General features: G+C 53.3%; 2 protein-coding genes and 2 pseudogenes. 2 read left to right on the top strand and 2 right to left on the bottom strand.

Features of this window, described 5'->3' with window-relative positions:
* On the bottom strand, positions 1–761 hold a 761-nt coding region (locus APM_RS21265), incomplete at its 3' end, for a tetratricopeptide repeat protein (protein WP_138919134.1).
* Between the two features lie 127 nt (positions 762–888).
* Between APM_RS21265 and APM_RS22490 the strand changes: the two are divergent.
* Positions 889–1,296 (top strand): annotated as a pseudogene (locus APM_RS22490) (transposase); the annotation flags it as partial.
* 40 nt (positions 1,297–1,336) lie between these two features.
* Positions 1,337–1,552 (top strand): annotated as a pseudogene (locus APM_RS22165) (IS5/IS1182 family transposase); the annotation flags it as partial.
* Positions 1,553–2,546: 994 nt separating this feature from the next.
* On the opposite strand, the gene APM_RS00740 reads toward APM_RS22165, so the two are convergent.
* Positions 2,547–3,653, bottom strand: a complete 1,107-nt coding sequence (locus APM_RS00740) for a hypothetical protein (RefSeq protein WP_039887393.1) — start codon at positions 3,651–3,653, stop codon at positions 2,547–2,549.
* Positions 3,654–4,085 lie beyond the last annotated feature (432 nt).

Here is a 4,085-nt window from a genome sequence, read left to right as displayed (position 1 = left end):
GCAAGAGCATTTTGAGCCTCAGAGTTGCCCTGCTTGGCTGATTGCATCCACCAAAAAACGGCCTGCGCTGCATTCTCATGTACAGCAACGCCTTTTTGGAAAAAATTTCCTAAATTCAGCTCAGCAACAGGATCTCCCTTAGAAGCCGCCTCATGGAAATACTGTTTTGCAATGTGTTGATTTTTTTTAATGCCAATACCATCAGCATAGCGTAATGCAATTTTTGTCTGCGCTGTTACATTTCCTGAATCTGCCGCTTTCTTATACCAATAACTTGCCTTTTTCTGATCCTGACCGACTCCTTCTCCATTGGCATAAGCCTCTGCTATAGCCAATTCAGCTGCAACATTTCCACTGTGCGCAGCCTTGTTGAACCAATAAAAGGCCTTTGAATTATTTCTTTGTACTCCTAGACCAGCAGAATACATGACTGCTAAATGATATTCTGAAACTAAATCGTCATGTGATGCAGCCAGACTGTACCAGATAGCTGCCGTTGAATAATCCTGAGGCACACCGGAGCCATTGTAGTATGCATCACCAAGCGCACTTGCTGCAGATACATTAGAAGATCTAATTGAGACTGGATTTGATTTATCCAGCGGCGCGGACACCACACTTTGAACCACTGAAAAATTTGGACTAAACTGTTTCACGGAACGCTGAATTTTTGGTGCCCCTGGTTGTGAGGCACAACTTTCCAGAACGAGACCCGACAAGGGCACAAGTCCTAAAACAACCTTCTTCAGAAGAATTGTCAATTTCGCCTACCTTTTTTTGTGTACAGACATTTAAAATATTTAAACAGACGTTCTACTTTCGAATCTGTTCTAATCTATTTCTTATTATACGCAAGATCACGCAACCCTCATTGGAAATACTCCGGCATTGGAGAAGACGAGCATAGGGAGCCATGATTTTGGGTCCGGCGAGGGACTGGAGTGGTGTCTGGAGCTATTCCTTGCTCGGCTTGGTAACAGCACGCGGCGACGCAGGTTCCCGCGCTACATTGCGGGCCTGATCGGTCCAGGAGACCGCAAGAGCATGCAACCGATGGCGGCGTGACTTGATGCCGGCGAATTTGATCGGCTGCATCATTTCATCGCGGCGGGTCTGTGGGACATGGCGCGCCTTGAGGCCGAGAGGCTGGTGGGCAGGGATGACGCCGTGCTGGTGATCGATGACACGGCGCTGCCGAAAATGCGCCGTCACTCGGTGGGGTTGGCGTCACAATACGCGTCAGCCCTGGGCAAGAATGCGAACTGCCAGACACTGGTCTCCGCGAAGTTACCACGGCTGAGGGGCAGGTTATGGTCGGATTGCCCTTGTGTCTGGTGGAAAGGAAATCAAGGACTGGAAACGCTCCGCCATAGTCGATGCCGACGGCCGAGCGCTCAAATTGCAAGCTCATTCGGACGCCATTCTAGATCTTGACGGGGCTGGACCGCTGCTCCGTGCTTCGCGTGCAAGTTGGCCGCTCATGGCGCTCGGCTACGCAGATGGAAGTTATGCCGGCGCTCGGGTCGCCGATGCCCGCCCGATCATTTTTGAGAATGCAGCTTGACGCTCCAAACCCCAATCAGAGAGCCCTCTCAGAATCAAATCCTCATATAATATACACAAAAAAACAATAATTACAAAGAATTGACTTAAAGTAATACAAATATTTTCTTGCTATTTATGGAAAACAAGTTTTATATGATAACCTAAAAATAGAGCAATATTTATTACAAAATTAGATAAAAAAATAAGTCATATCACGCAATATAATAATAAATAAATAATTTTAGTCTCACAAATTATTATCAATATAGCAGACTATATAACCGATATATTGTAATTATAAAAATAAATAATACCACGCCATCTCAACAGTCCCCTCCCGGATGTTCGCCGTGGGGATCAGCCAGTCATCAAATAGAATACATGGTTATGGATGGCGGCTGCAGCGGCACTATTCGGTAACTTATCGGGGAACTTCTGGTGAAGTTCCATAATAGGTTCTGTAACACCTAGGTACGAAATGAACGATAGCCAAACCACCAATCGGCCAGAAATTCGGCAAAAAACTGTTTCTAAACCGGGAATCATTGAAAGCTGGTCTTCCCGCGGTCGCCGTGGCGATCGGTTACCCTGGTCAACTGCAGCCCGGCTTATCCTTCTGCTTTCATTTATAATTTGGATATTAATTGCCTGGCTCATCGAGAATTTATGACCGGCGGATTATCCCCGAAGCTAGTATGAGCTGGACACTCGTCAGAATCTGTTCGGCTTGGGGAACTCATGCGGGTTTGGCGACGGGTTGTGGGCCGTTCCACCCCAATACTTCTCAGTGGAAATCAACATGTGTTGCGCCAGCCAGATGCGCTCGAAGCTTCCGGAGTCCCTTGTGTCGATTTCGTCCGGCAACGACGGTTCCGACGAGATCGGCAACAGCAGCATTGTGTAGCGGTCGAGGCACTGCACTTGCCGGCAGTCTTCTACATCAACCGCCCCTGGCGGTGTATCAGGTCAAACAAAATGCCTTGATCAAAACCGCCGGCGTTTCAGATCCGGTCGAGCGAGAGGCGTGTATCGCGGATCGCCTGATCGGCAGCCGCCATGGCCGCATCGAGATCGCTGTAGTCGAATTCGAGGCGCGGCAAGGCAGCCGGGTGAGCGATGTCGGGTGGTCCCATCGATGGCACCGGATCGGGCGGTTCGGCGATCAGTCGCGGCCGCCCCCGGCCCCGCCCGGGCTCCGGTCGTCGCGGTGGTGCTACGAAATCCCGCATTCGTGCCATACCGGCAAGGCCAAACAACCGGCGCTTGCTGCGATAGGTCAGCTCGACCACCAGCCCGGCAGACTGAAACTCATCCAGCAGGGCCAATGCATTGCTCACCGCCATGTCCAGGCGCGTCGCCAGTGTGTGGGCGGAAATAATCGGCGCCGCTGCCAGCAGGTCAATCGCCTGGACGGCACGGCTGTTGCGGCGTCGTTTACCTAGAGCGGTACGGGCCGTGCGCCACGCTCGGTCCAAGTCGCGCAGCAGATCAAGCCCTGCTTCGGCTTCCTCGGCCAAGGCTTGCAGCAGCAGCGGCTGCCAGCTGCTCCGGTCGAACGGTATGTCGCCCATCAGCGCCTGCGGTCCAGTCAGCGGCACTGGTTGGCGAAGCACGCCACGCGCCCGCCAGTAGCGGATCAAGGCGCCGCGCAGCGGTGCCCGCCGGCCTCCGTTGGCCAGCCACTCATAGGCCGCCTCGGCGGCGCCGAGCAGCGGCGATGAACGCATAGCGACGCGCTCGATCGCCTGCAGGGCGGTCTGGACCTCGCCTTCCTGATCGAAATCAGGCTGGGCGATCCACTGATGCAGTGTCAACGCATGGCGGGCGGCTTCGAAGATCGCGCCGCGTTCGGCGATGCTGAGATAGGGGTCCATCCGCAGCCGCACACCTTCCAGCAGCGCTGCGAGATGCCATGGTTCGATTAGCTGCCCATCTGCCCCGGCCTGCCGGCGCACCGCGTCGAGCCGGAACCGGTAAATGAACGCGTTGCGCAAAGGGTGCATTGTCAGGGCTTGGTCCAGCCGGGCGAAGCTCGCCGAGGCCCGTTCCAGGGCGGCGAATAGCCGTCGGGGCGGTTCAGTGCGCTCCGGCCTATCGAAGGAATCCATTTTTCCGCCCCTTCTGTCATCAAGTTTGTGCTGCTTTTTATAATTGTACATCAACTATCTAAAGCGTTGATCCCGTAAAATATGATTATAGAATTTGATAACCATTTTTTTCATGCACAAGGCGTCGTCATCACCGCCTGTCTCGCCGTTTATCCGATGACCAAGCCCAACGCGCTCCCGAGGTTCTGCGGTTGTGGGTGTTTGGCCCGAAGTAACGAAACGCCCTGCGCTGTAGCATAAGCGGACAAAGTGGGAACGTTGACTGGTTGGGATCGAGGTTTTCTGCGGGTTTGAGCGGAGAGCGCGGTTCTGAGGCCGGAATCGCGCGATGACGGAAAACACGTGTTTTCCGTCGGTGGTCCGAGACCTGCCGAAAAATCCCGGATTTCGTGCCGAATCATGTACGGAAAACACAGTCGGAATGGCATGATG

Origin of the sequence: Acidiphilium sp. PM (genome assembly GCF_000219295.1) — a bacterium.
GTDB classification, from domain to species: domain Bacteria; phylum Pseudomonadota; class Alphaproteobacteria; order Acetobacterales; family Acetobacteraceae; genus Acidiphilium; species Acidiphilium multivorum.
The sequence above is the reverse complement of the archived record's forward strand: the minus strand, read 5'-3'. Positions and strand labels throughout refer to the sequence as shown.

Bases quoted from the DNA above. Each gene is read 5' to 3' on its own strand.
- APM_RS00740 (WP_039887393.1), bottom strand. From the start codon at position 3,653: ATGGATTCCTTCGATAGGCCGGAGCGCACTGAACCGCCCCGACGGCTA.